Source organism: Marixanthomonas spongiae (genome assembly GCF_003095375.1).
GTDB lineage: Bacteria > Bacteroidota > Bacteroidia > Flavobacteriales > Flavobacteriaceae > Marixanthomonas > Marixanthomonas spongiae.
In genome coordinates, this window is record NZ_QEHR01000002.1 from 21426 (window position 1) to 39090 (window position 17665).

Consider the following 17665-nt stretch of genomic DNA (forward strand, 5'->3'; position numbering starts at 1 on the left):
TCCCCACTCCCCACTCCCCACTCCCCACTTCCAACTTCCCACTTCCAACTCCCCACTTCCCACTTCACCCTTCGTATTTAAAAAAACCCTTTGAAACTCCCTATCAGAATGTTATCTTTGCATTTCCAAACCCAAAGCCTTGGCGAATAAGGGGTTAACCTTTAAAAGAATACAACAATATGTTCGATAATTTAAGTGATAAGTTAGATAAAGCCATGCACGTCCTCAAGGGACACGGCCAGATTACCGAAGTAAACGTAGCCGAAACCCTTAAAGAAGTACGCCGTGCCTTGCTCGATGCCGATGTTAACTTTAAAACCGCTAAAGAATTTACCAATACCGTTAAAGAAAAAGCCCTCGGTCAAAACGTATTGACCACCCTGCAACCAGGGCAGTTGATGGTAAAATTGGTAAAAGACGAATTGACCCAGCTTATGGGCGGCGACACGGCAGGGATCGATTTAAGCGGCTCGCCAAGCGTTATTTTAATGTCGGGGTTGCAAGGTAGCGGTAAAACCACCTTCTCCGGTAAATTGGCCAATTACTTAAAAACAAAAAAGACCAAAAAACCGTTACTGGTTGCTTGTGATGTGTACCGCCCAGCCGCCATCAATCAGTTGCATGTAGTAGGAGAGCAGATAAAAGTAGAGGTGTATAGCGAAGAAGGGAATAAAAACCCGGTAGAAATCGCTCAAAACGCCATTGCGCATGCTAAACAAAATGGTCATAATGCGGTAATTATCGATACCGCTGGACGCTTGGCAATCGATGAAACGATGATGACCGAAATAGCCGATATACATAAAGCCATTACGCCTAATGAAACGCTATTCGTAGTCGATGCCATGACGGGTCAAGATGCAGTAAACACGGCAAAAACCTTTAACGAACGCCTTGACTTTGACGGCGTCGTATTGACCAAGTTAGACGGTGATACGCGTGGTGGTGCGGCCATTTCCATTAAAAGTGTGGTAAACAAACCCATCAAGTTTATCGGTACCGGTGAAAAAATGGACGCCATCGATGTCTTTCACCCGGCACGTATGGCCGATCGGATTTTGGGAATGGGCGATGTGGTGTCGCTTGTTGAGCGTGCCCAAGAACAGTTTGACGAAGAAGAATCTCGCAAGCTACAAAAGAAAATCGCCAAAAATCAGTTTGGGTTCGACGATTTCATCAAGCAGATTCAGCAGGTAAAGAAAATGGGGAGTATGAAGGATTTAGTGGGAATGATCCCCGGAGCCGGAAAAGCCCTTAAAGGAGTAGATATAGACGACGATGCCTTTAAAGGGATCGAAGCCATCATCCATTCCATGACGCCTGAAGAACGGAGTACACCATCAGTAATAAACGGTAGCCGAAAAAAACGAATTGCCAAAGGTAGCGGCACCTCGGTACAAGAAGTAAACCAATTGCTGAAACAGTTCAACCAAATGAGCAAAATGATGAAGATGATGCAAGGCGGTGGTGGTCGCAAAATGATGCAAATGATGAATAAGATGCGGTAATTAAGTTTTCATATCAGTAGATAAAAGGTATTAGTTAACAAAATCATCTCCAGCACAGTCGAGAGGTCCTTAACCCAACAAAAATGACAATATTAGACGGTAAAAAAATATCGAACGACATTAAAGCCGAAATCAAGGCCGAAGTGGACCGAATGAAAACCAACAATGAAAAGGTACCTCATTTGGCAGCCATTATCGTAGGGAACGACGGTGCCAGCATGACCTACGTAAACACTAAGGTTAAAGCGTGCGAACAAGTGGGGTTTGAGTCAACTTTGGTCAGGCTGTCCAGCACCACCAGCGAAGTGGAGCTTATGGATAAAATTGAAAAACTGAACAACGAAGACGCCATCGATGGGTTTATCGTGCAGTTGCCGTTGCCACCGCAAATAGATACACAAAAAGTGCTTCTGGCTGTGGACCCCGATAAGGATGTGGATGGATTTCATCCCACGAATTTCGGAAAAATGTCGCTGGATATGACCTCCTTTATCCCCGCAACCCCATTTGGTATTTTGGAATTATTGGAACGCTATGATATCCCTACCAAGGGTAAACATACCGTTGTTATTGGGCGTAGTCACATTGTGGGAAGGCCCATGAGCATTTTAATGGGCCGAAGTGGTTTTCCGGGCAATTCTACGGTAACGTTAACGCACGAATACACCAAAAACATCACGCAAATAACCTCCCAAGCCGATATTGTCATTATCGCTGTGGGCATCCCAGATTTCTTAAAAGCCGAAATGATAAAAGACGATGCCGTAGTGATCGATGTGGGCATCACCCGCGTTCCTGATGAAAATGCTAAAAAAGGCTACGTGCTAAAAGGCGATGTGGATTTTGAGAATGCAAGTAAAAAAGCCTCGTATATTACTCCCGTTCCTGGAGGAGTAGGGCCCATGACCATTGCTATGTTATTGAAAAACACGCTGCTTGCCAGAGAACAACGTAGGGGAAGAAAATAGCGATAAACCATTATTTGCAATACTAAAAGATGCTCTATTTAATGGGAGTGCCACGTACCTGTGCGCTGTTAGGCGAAAGCAGGTAAAATTATATACCTAAATCATTCTCTAGGCGCCAATCCAAGTACCGGTGCAGGTCACTTTCTATCCAGCCTACGCCCATGGTCAATACGGCCACATCGTCAATGTAACCAACGCCGGGTATAAAATCGGGGACAATATCCATAGGGTTCAGTACATAGAGCAATGCCATTACTACGGTAGCAATGGTAAACCACGGGATGTTCTTGTAGCGGCCGTTTTTTACGTCTTTCAGCATACTCACCATAATTCTGCCCAATTCCATATATTTCGAAAGGGAATTGTTTCCACTGAATTTTTTGTCGATATTTTCTTCGTTTTTCAAAACAACTTCTACATCGTCTTCATCGATTTTGTTCACCGTTTCTTCAACGAAGTTTTCATCGACGCCATCATCACGGTTTCCGGGATTAAAATGCACTTTCTCTTTCTTTTTTCCGAATAACATAGTTTATCTTTTCTATTTTTGGAAAGATACTGCTTCAAAAAAGAAAATTGTTTTAAAAAAGTGTTATAAAATGGTCCACAAGAAATAAAATGCCGCAAATACCGCTAAAAGATAAAGCAACCAATAGGGTTTTAAGTGTTTGGGATCGCTTCCGAAACATAATTTGGTCAAATCAAAAAAAAACGGACGGTGCTTGGCAATGTAATTGTATCCGTGGTCGCTTAAAGTCGCAAACCAGTTATAACGGGTGTACCAATTATGCCACGGCCACGTTTTGTTTGTATAGGTATAACTGCGGTAAGCCGAATCGGGCCCACTATACACACATCCATCGGTTTCAATGAGGCGGGAAGCCTTTTTGAATTCTTTTATTGGAATATCTTGAAACTGGGAGGCTACTTCTTGATAGGTTTTATACACGATATTCCCAGAGGTGAGGCTTTTCCACCGGATTACCCAATACTTGCAAAATCCACATTCGCCGTCCCAGACCAATACCGGTTTATGCGAAGGTGGATATTTGGTTTTTTTAAACTTGCGGAACATGGCTATACTTTTTTTCCACCGGCCTTTCCATATTCCTTGCGGTAAATGCGCAGCACGATCAAAAATAAACTGATAAGTAACGGCCCAAAAATTAACCCGATAAATCCGAATAGCGGTACACCAACAACAACCCCTATAAAGGTTATCAACGGGTGTACATTATCCAGCCTTTTCAAGGCGTACATCCTGAAAATATTGTCTGTGGAGCCTACCACCACAAATCCGTACAACAATACACCCCATGCCTGAAAGGTGTGACCAGCAGAAAGGGTTAATATAAACACGGGTAAAATACCCACTAACGTACCAATAAAAGGGATCATGGAACCAATTGTGGTAATGACAAACCAAAAAAATGGGTCGTCAACCCCGAAGATTAGAAAACCAATCAAGGCTACAATCCCTTGAGCAAGGGCGACCAATGGAATACCAATCGCATTGGCACGTACCATTGCATTGGCTTCATCGCCAATCTGCTTTAGGTTATTGTCTCCAATGGGAATATAGTCAAACAGGGATTCTTTCAGTTCTTGTCTGTTGGTGAGCATATAATAAAGCATAAAATACATCAACCCGATAGCAATAAACATGTTAAACGTTCCGCCGGCAAAACTTTGTAGCTGTGTGGAAATCCAAGTTGAAATAGCGGTAGTATCAATTTGTGAGCTTATTTCGTACCCAATCTGGGTTTCCAATTCCCCCAACTGCTCCTTAAGAGCCCTAATGACTTCTTCAGAATTTTGAACGGCGTTTCCTATTTTATTGCCCAACATCAGTACGATGCCCGAAACCGGCAACAAGATGCCAATAAAAGAAAGCAACATCAACAGCCCGGCGGCAAGATCAGGGTTCCATTTTTTTTTATTGACCAATTTTTTCATCCAGCCCCGCAATAAAACGTAGATGGTAACCGCGCCCAACACTCCAGAAAGATAGGGGACCATTTCCCTGAAAATAAGGCTGCCCATCAATAAAATGAGCAACAATACAAAGAGCTGACGGATAATGTTTGGAGAAATTGACTTCATTTGGTTAGTGGGCAAAGAGTTGGTTGAGGTTTTTAAAAGCTTTAAATTCCAAGGCGTTACCAGAAGGGTCTTTAAAAAACATCGTGGCCTGTTCTCCTGGTTTTCCTTTAAACCGGATGTACGGCTCGATGATAAAGGTAATATTTTTACTTTTTAACAAAGAAGAAAAAGTGGTAAAGGTTTCCATGTCAAGCACCACCCCAAAATGCGGAACGGGCACGTCTTTACCGTCCACTGGGTTCGAGGTTAAAGTTTCAGTCGTTGGTTTTTCCTTATAATGAAGCACCAATTGATGTCCAAAAAAATCAAAATCTACCCAATGGTCGCTGCTTCGTCCTTCGGTAAAACCCAGTACATCACGGTAAAATATGCGACATGCGTCTAAGTCGTCAACCGGAATGGCCAAATGAAATGGGCGTATATTCATTATTTACTGTGTAAGGCGTTGATCATTTGTTACTTGTTTGGAACGAACCATGAATGCCTATAATTGTGGCTTGGTCGTACTTTTCGTCTTTAATTCTTTTTTTGTTAGGTATCGAATTTCCGCCCTTTGTTCCAGCGTCTTCGGTATGGGCAATACGGGCCGCTTTTCTTTGTTAAATTACTTAATGTGCAAGGTTTTGTATCGATCTTCAATTTTTATCCTTGCATCTGGCATAATTCAACAGGTTAATAAAAATAACGTTTTTAGGTCTCATCGGTGTCGCTTTTTCTTTTTAATAGACCGATGCCTGCAAAGAAGAAAATCACTCCCAATATGATGAGCGCCCAAGGGCTCATGCCAGCGTCTAAACTGCCAAACACGCTCAGTATTCCAAGCACCAGTGCAATGGCACCACCTATAGTTAATATGAATCCTAAAATCTTTATCATAACAATATTATGTATTGGTTAGGTGTTAAAATTAAAAGAAAAACCCCGCTTTTGGGCGGGGCTTAACAAAATATTGAGATGATTTTTACAAAATTTTATTCAATTTCAGTAGCAACTTCAGGTTCCCAGCCAATCATAAAATACTTGAATTCCGCATCATCGGGTATCTGGCTGGCCTCAATTTTTGCATTGGGATTGTACCGCAAGTTTTCCGGAAGCTCTTTTTTGTCAATGGTCAAATAAATTTCACTGTCCTTTAAAAATACCACCACGGCATTAATAGTGGTCTCAATGTTCGAGATGGTATAATTGGCCTTTACATCCTTGAAGGTGCTGCCGCTGCTCAACCCCTTATCGGTTTTGTAACGCGAATCGAACACTTGAACGTTTGTAATGGTTGCATTGGGGTCGTTTTCATCTTCTGGGGAAAGCAAAAGCAGTTTGTTGCCGTCCCTGTCATAAACCTCCACTTCGCCTTGGGTTCCCAATGCGTTTTTAATGGGGTTGAGTTTTACAATGGAGTCTTCAGCAAAAATGGAGTCCACCTGTTTCATCTGGATGGTTTTATCCAAGTTGCCAATACTCCCTTCGCCAATGGAAAACGGATCTTTGTTTGTATCGCAAGAAGCAAATAGAGTGGTGGCCAATACGCCTAATAATAATGTCTTTTTCATCTTTTTTTATTGTCTGTTTATTTTAATAATTTTCCTAAAATGCCCAATACGCTTCGTATCACGGTTGGGCTGCTCAATACTTTCACAATGGGGTTTTGCCTGCTGCTTCGGGAAGAAGAACGGCCGCTGGAACGGCTTACCTTGGCTTTTTCCTTTTTTGCTTTTTCACGTGCTTCTTCTTTTTCGGCAATGGCTATCTTTTCGTTGAGCAATTCATAAGCGCTTTCCCGATCTACGGTTTCGTTGTATTTCTCAATAAGTTCCGACTGTTCTAACAGCTCTTTCAGTTCTTGGTCTTCCAATATATCCATACGGCTCATCGGTGCGCGCATCATCGTAGCGGCCAAGGGTGTTGGGATCCCTTTTTCATTCAATGCCGAAACCAAGGCTTCGCCAATTCCCAGTTGGGTCAATACTTCATCGGTTTTATAGTATTCTGAAATGGGATAGTTTTCAGCAGTCAATTTAATGGCTTTCCGGTCTTTGGCTGTAAAGGCTCGCAGCGCATGCTGTACTTTTAAACCTAATTGGCTTAACACGGCATCAGGCACATCGGTTGGGTTTTGGGTGACAAAATAAAGCCCCACACCTTTAGAGCGAATGAGCTTGACGATGCTTTCAATTTGGTCCAACAACGCATCGCTCGCTTCTTTAAAAATCAAGTGTGCTTCATCAATAAAAATAACCAGTTCTGGCCGGTCGGTGTCTCCTTGTTCAGGGAAAGTGGTGTAAATCTCGGCTAGCAAGCTCAACATGAATGTAGAGAATAGCTTGGGCCGGTCTTGTATATCCGTAAGCCGAACGATGTTGATGTAACCCATACCGTTTTTGTCAATCCGAAGCAAATCGTCGGTATCAAAAGATTTTTCACCAAAAAACAAATCGCCACCCTGTTGTTCCAGTTCGATCACGCGGCGTAAAATAGCTCCGGTAGAGGCAGAGGAGATGCGGCCATAAGCATCGGCAAACTCTTTTTTGCCTTCGTTGGTGGTATAATGCAATAGCTCTTTAAAATCTTTAAGGTCCAGAAGTGGCAGTTTATGGTCATCGCAATACTTGAAAATCACCGAAATAATTCCCGCTTGGGTTTCGGTAACATCTAAAATCCTGGATAGTAATACCGGACCAAACTCGCTCACCGTGGCACGTAGCCGCACACCGTTTTGTTCTGAAAGGGTCATAATCTCCACCGGAAATTTTTTGGGTGTAAACGGGATGCCTATCTGCTCGTGGCGTTCATCGATCTTTCTATGTCCAGGGCTGGGTTGGGCGATTCCGCTGAGGTCGCCTTTCATATCCATTAATAGCACAGGGACTCCTTTTTCTGAAAGGTTTTCGGCCAACACCTGTAGTGATTTTGTTTTTCCGGTTCCCGTGGCGCCGGCAATCAGCCCGTGGCGGTTCAGGGTTTTCAAAGGGATTTTTACCAAAGCATTGGTAAGGGTTTCACCTCCCAGCATAGCGGCCCCCAAAGTAATGGAGTCGCCCTTGGTGGTGTATCCCTTTTCAATATGATCAAAGAAAGCCTGTTTGTCAGCCATTGTTCAAATTTTCGATAAAAATAGCAATTGTAAGCAAGCTTCTGAAATATATTTTGAATTAGTCGTGCCCAACTAAGACTTAGGCCCGCTACGCTGAAAGATTTAGGGTGTGAGATTCAAGTGGGAGGTGATTGTTAATATAAAAAACAGAAATAAAATTTATAAATCAACAGAATTAAAAGATGAGTTGCCGAAGAGTATCCTTAATATCTAATACGTCTAACTTATACAGGTTTCAATTGATTTTTGACGGGTAGCCGTAAATTTAAATAAGTAGTGCTTAGGCATAAAAAGCAATCGAAGTTTCCGTAAACTGCCAACTATAAATCGTATTTTTGCAGCCTATGCAGGACGAGAATCAAGATTTGGTAAATAAAGGAGAAATGCTTCCGTTGATGGAAGAGTTTTACACTATTCAAGGAGAGGGCTTTCACAAGGGTACAGCAGCTTACTTTATACGGGTTGGCGGTTGCGATGTGGGCTGCCATTGGTGCGACGTTAAAGAAAGCTGGAATGCCGATTTGCATCCCCCCACAGCAATTGACCAAATAGTGGAAAATGCCGATAAATACAGCAAAACTATTGTAGTGACCGGTGGGGAACCCCTCACGTGGAATATGAACCCATTGACCCAAAAACTGAAGGAAAAAGGCATGCAAATCCACATTGAGACCTCTGGAGCGTATAAACTTACGGGCACGTGGGACTGGATTTGCCTTTCGCCAAAAAAGATAAAACTGCCGACTCCTGAAGTCTATAAAAAAGCAGACGAATTAAAAGTAATAGTTTATAATAAAAACGACTTCAAATTTGCCGAAGAGCAAGCCGGGAAAGTTGGTGACAACTGTATCTTGTATTTACAGCCCGAATGGAGCAAACGCGACAAAATGATGCCGTTGATCGTGGACTACGTCATGCAAAACCCCAAGTGGAAAGTGTCTTTGCAAACGCATAAATACCTAAACATTCCGTAGTAATGCTATCCCTTTAAACCTTCTTAAAGAATACTGTTATTGCTCCGCTCTCTTCATCAAAAGAGCTAAGGAAAAACATAAAATGCTATAGCTTGTAGAAAATTACCCAGAACGTTTCAATTACGGCGAACAATCCACTGAACACTAATCCACCTCTTTAAAAGGAACCTCCACGTATGTTTTGTCCCATCCAATCATAAGGGTGGTGCCATGGGTCTCAGGCCTAAAAACCATCGATAGCGATTCACAAGGGGCAGCCGCGGTTCGGGCTGGGGTCTCTATGCGCACTACATCGTTTTCTTTGTTGTAAACCGTACCCCAAACATTAGTGTTTTTATTGATGATCACCGTCCAGCTGTCCGCTTCGGGAATGGTATAAATGGTATAGGTGCCCGGTTGCAACAGGGTGCCATTAAGTTGCAAGGGTTCGTAGATGGTGAGTTCAGTAGCTTCGTTTGCGCCGGTGCGCCACACTTTTCCATACGGCACCAATTCGCCAAAAATCTCACGCCCTTTTTTTTGCGGACGGCTATAAATAACACGGGCGATTGGCGGGGCATTGCGATTGGGGCGTGCCATAGCCAAATCCATAGGACTCATGTCCATTTTAGGGAAGGTTTGTGATTGAACGCTTGGCACGGCAAAAGCGGTAAGAGCCAAAAAAACGATTGCGGTAACTATTGGTTTCATGTTTTTTCTTTTACATATAACTTCAAAAAAGTAAAATTGGTATGTGTTTTCACTTGATAATATCCTGTGATTTTTGTCGTGTTTTCAACGTGTAAATTACAAGGATTGTTTTTTGTTTGACCAAAATTGTGGCATTTGGTTTAATTTCGGCTTTTTTCACAACAATCTGTTAATAACTTCCGAAGGTAAAATAGGCGAAACCCATTAATATATAAAGGCTTTCGTTATATTTGTTCGTTACGAATTTGTTTGAAAAACAACCTATATTTATGAAGGACGAAAAAAATATTAAAGTATATGGTGCCGATAGCATTCAGGCATTGGAAGGAATGGAACACGTACGCATGCGACCGTCGATGTACATTGGCGATGTGGGCGTTCGTGGGTTGCACCATCTAGTGTATGAAGTAGTCGATAACTCCATCGACGAAGCCATGGGCGGTTATTGCGACACTATAGATGTTTGGATCAATGAAGACAACTCCATCACCGTTCAGGACAACGGTCGCGGTATCCCGGTGGACATGCATAAAAAAGAAGGGGTTTCTGCCCTGGAAGTAGTGATGACTAAAATTGGTGCTGGAGGTAAATTCGATAAAGACTCCTATAAAGTTTCCGGTGGACTTCACGGGGTAGGGGTTTCGGTGGTGAATGCACTGTCCGAAAACCTGAAAGCTACCGTACATCGCAACGGAAAAATATGGGAGCAGGAATACGAGCGCGGCAAACCACTACATCCAGTAAAATCTACAGGAGAAACCGATTACAGGGGGACCGTGGTAACCTTCAAGCCCGATCCGGAAATATTTAAACAGACACGCCACTTTAACTACGATACCCTTTCTAGCAGGATGCGCGAACTGGCGTTTTTGAACAAAGGCCTTACCATTAGCATTACCGATAAACGCGAAACCGACGAAGACGGCGATTTTATTTCTGAAACCTTTCACAGCGAAGAAGGGCTCAAAGAATTTATCCGTTTCTTGGATGAAACCCGCGAACCGATAATCAATGATGTTATTTCCATGGAAGGGGAGAAAAATGATATTCCCGTAGAAGTGGCAATGATTTATAATACTTCATTTAACGAGAATCTCCACTCCTACGTCAACAATATCAATACCCACGAAGGAGGAACCCATTTAACGGGTTTTAGGCGTGGATTGACAACAACTTTGAAAAAATATGCCGATGCCTCCGGAATGCTGGATAAACTGAAGTTCGAGATTATGGGCGATGATTTCCGCGAAGGTTTAACGGCCATCGTTTCGGTAAAGGTCGCCGAGCCTCAGTTTGAAGGGCAGACCAAGACCAAATTGGGTAACCGGGAAGTATCTTCGGCCGTGAGCCAAGCCGTTTCCGAAATGCTCGAAAACTACTTGGAAGAAAACCCGAACGATGCCAAGACCATCGTTCAAAAAGTTATTTTGGCTGCACAGGCCCGTCACGCAGCCCGAAAAGCCCGTGAAATGGTGCAGCGTAAAACCGTAATGGGCGGTGCCGGATTGCCCGGAAAACTGTCCGATTGCTCCGAACAAGATCCCGAAAAATGCGAAGTGTTTCTCGTAGAGGGTGACTCGGCGGGTGGAACGGCAAAACAAGGCCGTGACCGTAACTTTCAGGCTATTTTGCCATTGCGCGGTAAGATTTTGAACGTGGAAAAAGCCATGCAGCACAAAGTGTTCGATAACGAAGAGATACGAAACATCTTTACCGCCTTGGGCGTAACCGTAGGTACCGAGGACGACAGCAAAGCGCTCAACCTCTCAAAGCTACGTTACCACAAAATAGTGATTATGTGTGATGCCGATGTGGACGGTAGCCACATTGCCACATTGATTCTAACATTCTTTTTCCGGTATATGAAAGACCTAATCGAGGCCGGACACGTTTATATTGCAACGCCACCTTTATATTTACTGAAAAAAGGCAAGAAAAGCGAATATGCTTGGTCTGAAGAAGAACGGGCTGAGATCAATGCCGGTTTTGGCGGCGGTGCCAGCATACAGCGTTACAAAGGTCTGGGTGAGATGAACGCCGAACAATTGTGGGATACTACTATGAACCCAGAACACAGGATCCTACGCCAAGTCACCATTGACAATGGAACCGAGGCAGATCGTATTTTCTCTATGTTAATGGGCGATGAAGTACCCCCAAGACGCGAATTTATCGAGAAAAATGCAAAATACGCAAATATCGATGCGTAATTAAATTAGCTTTTTTTAATTCACTTAAAAACCCATAACAACCGTTGTGGGTTTTTTTACAACCTGCCCAATGCTATAGCAATTGCCCTTAAAATAAATTGGTTATATTTAATGAAAACCAAATAGTATGAAAAATTCAATTATTTTTTTGCTTCTGTTAACGATTGTTCCCTATGTGCGTGCGCAAGGAGGAAAAACCTATCCCGATGGTAAGGGAGGAGAAGTGTATTTTCCCTTGGGCGATGTTTCGTTTGCAGATGAGGTGGTTTCTTTTAAAGTAGGCGATCCCGCTCCGGTGGATGGGTATGGGCCAGAAAAATCGCTTCACATACCAGATTATACCGGTGGATTTCAGGAAAAATACACCACCTTGGGATATGGAGGGGAGTTGATTGTAAAGTTCAACGACAATACGTTGGCCGATATTGAAGGGCCAGATTTGTATATATTTGAAATTGGCCCAGCTGTAGAACCGGTTGATGTCTATATTTCAAAAGATGGAAAAAATTGGATCGCGGTTGGCCGTACCGGCGGAGGATTTTCAGAAGTGGATATTTCAGAATTTATCCAAAAAAACGATGTGTTTCGCTATGTGAAAGTTGTGGATATCAAAGATAAAAAAAGCGGCAAATGGCCCGGGGCAGACATCGATGCGATTGGTGCCATAGGTTCGGGTTTAAATTTTAAATTAAACGATGCTTTTTTGTTCGATACAGGGAAGGCTGTTTTAAAAGATACTAAAGAGTTAATTCAAGTAGTAGAGAAAATAAAAAGCTTGGAAAATTATTCCATTGTTATAGAAGGTCATACTGATAACGTTGGCACAACCGAAAGCAATCAGCTTCTTTCAGAAAAAAGGGCAGGCGCCATAAAAAGCTTCTTCCTTGACCACGGGATCGAAGAACAGGCGATAACGGCCCGTGCCTACGGTGAACTTCAACCTATAGCAAACAATAACACCGAAGAAGGCAAAGCACAAAACCGAAGGGTTGAAATCGTGGTACTGTTAAACCGGCAATAGCATTAGACTATAACTGCTTTAGCTTACGGCCGAAAACATAAGGGTGCAACACAGTTGCTTACTTTCAAAATGAACCGTTTTTGATATACCTTTTCTAACAAAGGTTTACTAATGCCATTTCTTTTCCTATCTTTAAAAAAGCAATTAGATTTTAAAATAGATAAGGCATGAAACATATTTTGATTTTACTTGGCTTCTTTATAACGTTGCCAATCTTTTCACAGGATAATTTAGAAGATCTGTTGGCTGCCGGCATTGAAGATGCACAACGTTTTACCAAGGGCTACATAAGCCCGGCCGCAGAAGGGATGATCTACAATACAGCAAATGGCTGGGTGCAGACGGCCAAAGTGAAAAAACCGTTAAGGTTTGAGATTTCGGTAGTGGGAAACGCCTCGTTTATTAAAGACGAGAACAAAACCTTTACCCTGAACACGGCCGAATACAACAACCTTTATTTTCGCGATGGGAGTACCCAAAAACAGGTGGCCACGGCTTTTGGGGAGAACGACCCCAATATAATTGTCTATGCCGAAGTACAAGATGAAACCGGTACTTTTACCCAAGAAGTAGAGTTTACCCTTCCGCAAGGACTGGCGTCTGCCAATCTTGATTTTTTGCCCACCGCCTTTTTACAAGCAAGGTTGGGCGTGTTTAAAGCTACCGAAGTAAAAGTGCGCTACTTTCCGAAAATAGAACGGGAAGATGTAAAAACAGGTCTTTTTGGCGTGGGCCTACAGCACGAATTTACGCAATGGCTTCCGGCAGATGTAGTATTTCCGGTTGCTATCTCGGGCTTGGTAACCTACAATAACCTTAGCGGAAATTACGATTTCACGGACAGCAGCATCATCAATGGCGAAAACCAGCAATTTGATGTAAAACAGAACAGTTGGCTTTTTCAGGTTCAGGCTTCTACCAAATTACCGGTGTTCAATGTCTATGGTGGTATAGGTTATGTGAGTGGGACATCAGATTTCAATGTGTTGGGCACCTATCGGGTGGCCGATGGTATCCCCTTGTTTGAAGACACCAACGAATTTACCGACCCGTTTACGGTACAGACAAAAGTTTCTGGGGTACGCGGCACTTTGGGAGCCAAACTGCAATTGGGCTTTTTTGGCTTGCACGCAGACTATAATTTTTCAGAATACAACACGGTCACGGCCGGGATGCATTTCGGAATTTAATACGCTCGTGTAAGGGCATTTACCAATGATAATTGTATTTTTGCACAACGGGCTTTTTCAAGTACCGTTTCAAAATACATCATTCATTCAAAAAAATTATATATAATGAAAGTTACAGTAGTAGGAGCAGGTGCAGTGGGCGCAAGTTGTGCCGAATACATTGCCATTAAAAATTTTGCAAGCGAAGTAGTTCTTCTGGACATTAAAGAAGGCTACGCCGAAGGAAAAGCGATGGATTTAATGCAAACCGCTTCCTTAAACGCATTCGATACGCGCATTATTGGTACCACCGGCGATTACAGTAAAACGGCAGACAGCGACATTTGCGTAATCACCAGCGGAATTCCACGAAAACCGGGAATGACCCGTGAAGAGTTGATCGGTATCAATGCCGGAATTGTTAAAGAAGTTTCTTCCAATTTGGTAAAACATTCCCCGAATACCATTATCATCGTTGTAAGTAACCCAATGGATACCATGACCTATTTGGTGCACAAAACCACCGATCTTCCCAAGAACCGTATCATTGGTATGGGCGGAGCATTAGATAGTGCCCGTTTTAAATACCGCTTGGCCGAAGCCATGGGAGCTCCCATTAGTGATGTAGATGGTATGGTGATTGGCGGCCACAGTGACAAAGGTATGGTACCATTAACCCGTTTGGCCACCAGAAACAGTGTGCCGGTAACCGAATTCATCTCAGAAGATAGATTGGACCAAGTGAGAGAAGATACTAAAGTGGGCGGTGCAACACTTACCAAACTATTGGGTACTTCGGCTTGGTACGCGCCAGGAGCGGCCGTAAGTGGATTGGTACAGGCCATTGCCTGCGACCAAAAGAAAATATTTCCTTGCTCCACCTTATTGGACGGTGAGTACGGTTTGAGCGATTTGTGTATCGGCGTGCCGGTAGTATTGGGCCGTGATGGTATCGAGAAAATCGTGGACATCCCATTGAACGATGCCGAAAAAGACCATTTAAAAGAAAGTGCCAAAGGCGTTAGTAAAACAAACGGCCTGTTAGAGCTGTAGTTTGAAGAACACTTCAAAAAATAAACCCCAAAGGTTTCTGAAACCTTTGGGGTTTTTTAATAGCTGCATATCAATTCTTGAAACCCGTTGAAATTTTCAACTAATTATCCACATTTCGAAGAGCCGCAATCTTTACATGTTAAACAGCCTTCTTGATAAATAAGCTGCGACGAGTTGCAGTTGTCGCATTTTTGCTTGCGAGCCAAGGTCCCGTCGGCCACGTAGCGTTTTAGAGCCCGTGCCACGCCGTTTTTCCAAGTGTTTATCGATTCGCTGTCCAATTGCAGGCTGTTGATCAGCTCGACGGCTTTTTCAATGGGCATACCGTGGCGCAACGTGCTGGAAATCAGTTTTGCGTAGTTCCAATATTCTGGGTCAAATTTGTGCGACAAGCCTTCAATGGTGGTCTTGTAGCCTCGTTTGTTCTGGTATTGGAAATCGTATCGGGAAACCCCATCTTCGTTTCGGTTTTTAATGATCAACCCTTTGGTGGCCCAACGGGGAATTAAAATACCGTCTTCATCATCGGCCAATCCAGTGAAAATTTCATACGGTTTGTCATCGATTAAGCCAATAAAGGCGATCCATTTTTCCTTGTTGTTCTGAAAACGCACCACATCGGCTTCCAAGACCTCCGGACGTTTAGTTGGGAAGGAAATCAATGACTCGTTGCTTTCTTCCTTTTTCTCGTCATTGGAGATCAAGACACCAGAACGGGAACCATCCCTGTAAACGGTAACACCTTTACAGCCGGCTTGCCACGCTTCTAAATACAGCTTGCCTACAAGTTCTTCGTCCACATCGTTTGGCAGGTTGATGGTCACGCTAATGCTGTGGTCCACCCATTTTTGTACGGCACCTTGCATACGCACTTTGCTCAACCAGTCCACGTCGTTGGAAGTGGCTTGGTGGTAAGGCGATTGGGCTACCAATTCGTTCAGTTCTTCTTGGCTGTAATTTTTATTGGTTTCGTGGCCATTAACTTCCATCCATTCTTTAAAGCGGTGGTGGAATACCACATATTCTTCCCAAGAGTCGCCCACTTCGTCCACAAAATCCACACGGGCATCTTTATCGCCTGGGTTTACCTTTCTTCTGCGTTTGTAAACCGGTAAAAATACAGGTTCTATGCCCGAGGTGGTCTGCGTCATCAAACTGGTGGTGCCGGTTGGGGCGATGGTCAACAGTGCAATGTTGCGACGGCCGTATTCCAGCATATCGTAATACAGTTTTTCATCGGCTTCTTTTAAGCGTAAAATAAACGGGTTGTCTTTTTCGCGTTCGGAATCAAAAATCCCGAAAGCCCCACGTTCTTTCGCAGCGTAAACAGAAGCGCGATAGGCTTCTAGGGCGATGGTTTTATGGATTTTTACTGAAAAATCAACTCCTTTTTTGCTTCCATATTTAATGCCCAATGCGGCCAACATATCGCCTTCGGCAGTAATGCCAATCCCGGTACGGCGCCCTTCTTCGGCTTTCTTTTGAATGTTCAGCCACAAGTTGCGCTCTACGGCTTTTACTTCGTCGCCTTCTGGATCGGCATCGATTTTAGCTAAAATAGCATCCACCTTTTCCAGCTCCAGATCAATGATATCGTCCATAATGCGCTGGGCAGCGGCAATGTGTTTCTTGAAAAGTTTAAAGTTGAATTTGGCCTTGTCGGTAAACGGCTTGTCTACATACGAAAACAAGTTGATGGCCAACAAGCGACACGAATCGTAAGGGCATAACGGAATCTCGCCACACGGGTTGGTCGATACGGTTTGGTAGCCCAAATCGGCATAACAGTCGGGTACCGATTCGTTGATAATGGTATCCCAGAATAAAATACCCGGTTCGGCAGACTTCCATGCGTTGTGCACAATTTTTTTCCAAAGTTTATTGGCTTCAATGGTTTTTGAATACTTCGGGTTCTCGCTGAAAATAGGATACTTTTGGGTGTAGTTGCTTCCTTCTTTCACAGCTTTCATGAACGAATCGTCAATGCGTACCGAAACATTGGCGCCCGTGACTTTTCCTTGTTCCATTTTGGCATCGATGAAATTTTCAGAATCGGGATGATTGATGGAAACCGATAGCATCAAGGCACCGCGGCGACCGTCCTGTGCCACTTCTCTAGTAGAATTAGAGTAACGCTCCATAAACGGTACAATTCCAGTTGAGGTCAAAGCCGAGTTTTTTACCGGCGACCCTTTGGGGCGGATGTGCGAAAGATCGTGTCCCACACCACCACGACGTTTCATGAGCTGTACCTGCTCTTGGTCTATTTTCATAATGCCTCCATACGAATCGGAATTACCGGGATTGCCGATTACAAAACAGTTGGAAAGGGAGCCTACTTGATATTTGTTGCCAATTCCGGCCATGGGGCTCCCTTGTGGCACAATGTATTTAAAATCTTTAATAAGGTCGAACACCTCGTCCTCGTTCATAGGGTTTGGATAGCGTTTTTCTATTCGCGCGATTTCCTTGGCGATGCGGCGGTGCATGTCGTTGGGCGTTTTTTCATAAATGTTGCCATCGGAATCTTTCAAGGCATATTTATTAACCCAAACGCGGGCTGCGAGATCGTCTCCTTTAAAATACTCCAAAGAAGCGTTGAAAGCTTCATCTTGTGTGTAGGTTTTGGGGGGCGTGGTGGAGGGAGCTTTTACGTGCATAGATTAAGTGGTTTTTTAGTTGTTTGTACTTTCGATTTTGAATTTGTAAATATAGAAAAATAACAATCACTTCTCCGAAAATGAAATTAAAAAGTTGTCAAGAACAAATTGTTAATAAGCTGAAAAACAGTGTAATAAATATTTGTCAACAATAGAAAGTTAACAAATATTTATTTTTTATTACGTAGCCCGTCAAACGAATGGCTGTGGCTGGGATT

General features: G+C 43.3%; 16 protein-coding genes. 7 read left to right on the plus strand and 9 right to left on the minus strand.

Going from position 1 to position 17665, the window contains the following annotated elements; all coding sequences use genetic code 11:
• Positions 1–179 precede the first annotated feature (179 nt).
• Positions 180–1508: a signal recognition particle protein gene (gene ffh, locus DDV96_RS02730; protein ID WP_116693223.1), complete on the plus strand. Its 1329-nt coding sequence runs from the start codon at positions 180–182 to the stop codon at positions 1506–1508.
• An 83-nt stretch (positions 1509–1591) separates the two neighbouring features.
• Entirely contained in the window at positions 1592–2476 is an 885-nt protein-coding gene (locus DDV96_RS02735; RefSeq protein ID WP_116693224.1) for a bifunctional 5,10-methylenetetrahydrofolate dehydrogenase/5,10-methenyltetrahydrofolate cyclohydrolase, read from the plus strand.
• Between the two features lie 88 nt (positions 2477–2564).
• Here the strand turns inward: DDV96_RS02735 and DDV96_RS02740 are convergent, their stop codons facing one another.
• The 7 genes from DDV96_RS02740 to DDV96_RS02775 all read right to left on the minus strand — a co-directional run bounded on the left by DDV96_RS02740 (position 2565) and on the right by DDV96_RS02775 (position 7670).
• Positions 2565–3005, minus strand: a complete 441-nt coding sequence (locus tag DDV96_RS02740) for a YkvA family protein (RefSeq protein WP_116693225.1) — start codon at positions 3003–3005, stop codon at positions 2565–2567.
• A gap of 63 nt (positions 3006–3068) precedes the next feature.
• Positions 3069–3551 carry a thiol-disulfide oxidoreductase DCC family protein gene (locus DDV96_RS02745; RefSeq protein WP_116693226.1) on the minus strand — a complete coding sequence of 161 codons (483 nt, stop codon included), beginning with the start codon at positions 3549–3551 and terminating at the stop codon, positions 3069–3071.
• Between the two features lie 2 nt (positions 3552–3553).
• Entirely contained in the window at positions 3554–4579 is a 1026-nt protein-coding gene (locus tag DDV96_RS02750; RefSeq protein ID WP_116693227.1) for an AI-2E family transporter, read from the minus strand.
• 4 nt (positions 4580–4583) lie between these two features.
• On the minus strand, positions 4584–5006 hold the full coding sequence (locus DDV96_RS02755) for a VOC family protein (protein ID WP_394340097.1): 423 nt from the start codon (positions 5004–5006) through the stop codon (positions 4584–4586).
• A gap of 263 nt (positions 5007–5269) precedes the next feature.
• Positions 5270–5455 carry a hypothetical protein gene (locus DDV96_RS02765; protein ID WP_116693229.1) on the minus strand — a complete coding sequence of 62 codons (186 nt, stop codon included), beginning with the start codon at positions 5453–5455 and terminating at the stop codon, positions 5270–5272.
• Between the two features lie 95 nt (positions 5456–5550).
• Positions 5551–6129, minus strand: a complete 579-nt coding sequence (locus tag DDV96_RS02770; protein WP_116693230.1) for a hypothetical protein — start codon at positions 6127–6129, stop codon at positions 5551–5553.
• Positions 6130–6146: 17 nt separating this feature from the next.
• The gene (locus DDV96_RS02775) at positions 6147–7670 is read right to left on the minus strand and encodes a helicase HerA-like domain-containing protein (protein ID WP_116693231.1); all 1524 of its coding nucleotides are present in this window, start codon (positions 7668–7670) and stop codon (positions 6147–6149) included.
• 344 nt (positions 7671–8014) lie between these two features.
• Here DDV96_RS02775 and DDV96_RS02780 point away from each other — a divergent pair, with 344 nt between their 5' ends.
• Positions 8015–8644: a 7-carboxy-7-deazaguanine synthase QueE gene (locus DDV96_RS02780; protein ID WP_116693232.1), complete on the plus strand. Its 630-nt coding sequence runs from the start codon at positions 8015–8017 to the stop codon at positions 8642–8644.
• Between the two features lie 144 nt (positions 8645–8788).
• Here DDV96_RS02780 and DDV96_RS02785 read toward each other — a convergent pair whose 3' ends face one another.
• Entirely contained in the window at positions 8789–9334 is a 546-nt protein-coding gene (locus DDV96_RS02785) for a DUF2911 domain-containing protein (protein WP_116693233.1), read from the minus strand.
• A gap of 269 nt (positions 9335–9603) precedes the next feature.
• Here DDV96_RS02785 and gyrB point away from each other — a divergent pair, with 269 nt between their 5' ends.
• The 4 genes from gyrB to mdh all read left to right on the plus strand — a co-directional run bounded on the left by gyrB (position 9604) and on the right by mdh (position 14787).
• Positions 9604–11544, plus strand: a complete 1941-nt coding sequence (gene gyrB / locus DDV96_RS02790; RefSeq protein ID WP_116693234.1) for a DNA topoisomerase (ATP-hydrolyzing) subunit B — start codon at positions 9604–9606, stop codon at positions 11542–11544.
• A 127-nt stretch (positions 11545–11671) separates the two neighbouring features.
• Positions 11672–12565 carry an OmpA family protein gene (locus tag DDV96_RS02795; RefSeq protein WP_116693235.1) on the plus strand — a complete coding sequence of 298 codons (894 nt, stop codon included), beginning with the start codon at positions 11672–11674 and terminating at the stop codon, positions 12563–12565.
• A gap of 167 nt (positions 12566–12732) precedes the next feature.
• Entirely contained in the window at positions 12733–13755 is a 1023-nt protein-coding gene (locus DDV96_RS02800; RefSeq protein WP_116693236.1) for a DUF6588 family protein, read from the plus strand.
• Between the two features lie 105 nt (positions 13756–13860).
• A complete protein-coding gene (gene mdh, locus DDV96_RS02805; protein ID WP_116693237.1) occupies positions 13861–14787 on the plus strand; it encodes a malate dehydrogenase in 927 nt (308 codons plus the stop codon).
• A gap of 104 nt (positions 14788–14891) precedes the next feature.
• On the opposite strand, the gene DDV96_RS02810 is transcribed toward mdh, so the two are convergent.
• Positions 14892–17447 carry an adenosylcobalamin-dependent ribonucleoside-diphosphate reductase gene (locus DDV96_RS02810; RefSeq protein ID WP_116693238.1) on the minus strand — a complete coding sequence of 852 codons (2556 nt, stop codon included), beginning with the start codon at positions 17445–17447 and terminating at the stop codon, positions 14892–14894.
• Positions 17448–17665 lie beyond the last annotated feature (218 nt).